We start from the raw sequence: 610 nt of genomic DNA, 5'->3' as shown, positions 1-610 counted from the left end.
GTACAACATAAAGCCGGAACAGGCTTTGACTATGTTAATGCTGCGGAACTGGCCCTGCTATTGGGCGAAAGTGTTAAAACCATTTATGGCAGGGTGTATAATAAACAGATTCCCTTCTATAAACCGGGTGGTAAGATATTACTGTTCAAACTGGATGAAGTAATGGATTGGATTAAAGCTGGCCGTCACTCTTCCTTGGAGGAAATAAAGAGCAATGTGTAATTGGTTATATGCAGTTCTAATAATCTAAAACTCCAATGAAGGAAAGGAAGGAAAGAAAGTCTCAAGTTAAAAAACAGGAAATCAGGTTCTCGTTCTTTAAACTTTTGTTGAAGAAAAAATCACATACTCAAGTTCTGCCGGAGAGCCAGTTATGTAATCATTTGAACATAGTAAAGAAGTAGAGAATGCCAACTATTTATATATGCGGTAGTGATATACCCGAAAACAGTTCCAAAGGCTTGGTAGATACCGATAAAATAAAAGCCAAACTAAAGTCATTGAAATGTGCCGTAGTAAATCCAACTGAAATGCCCTTTGCAAAAATGAGTTGGACTGACAAACTGGATAACCGTGTTCAGCTTTTAAAGAAAAGCCAGGCGGTTTATGT

The 610-nt window shown here is 37.7% G+C and carries 2 protein-coding genes; both read left to right on the top strand.

All coding sequences use genetic code 11. The annotated features are described in order from the left end of the window. Positions 1-222 (top strand): helix-turn-helix domain-containing protein (locus J1N10_RS21005; protein WP_262328686.1); only part of this gene is annotated, 222 nt, incomplete at its 5' end. A 185-nt stretch (positions 223-407) separates the two neighbouring features. Further along, positions 408-610 (top strand): hypothetical protein (locus J1N10_RS21000; RefSeq protein ID WP_262328685.1); only part of this gene is annotated, 203 nt, incomplete at its 3' end.

This window comes from Carboxylicivirga litoralis, from assembly GCF_025499605.1.
GTDB lineage: Bacteria > Bacteroidota > Bacteroidia > Bacteroidales > Marinilabiliaceae > Carboxylicivirga > Carboxylicivirga litoralis.
The sequence above is the reverse complement of the archived record's forward strand: the minus strand, read 5'-3'. Positions and strand labels throughout refer to the sequence as shown.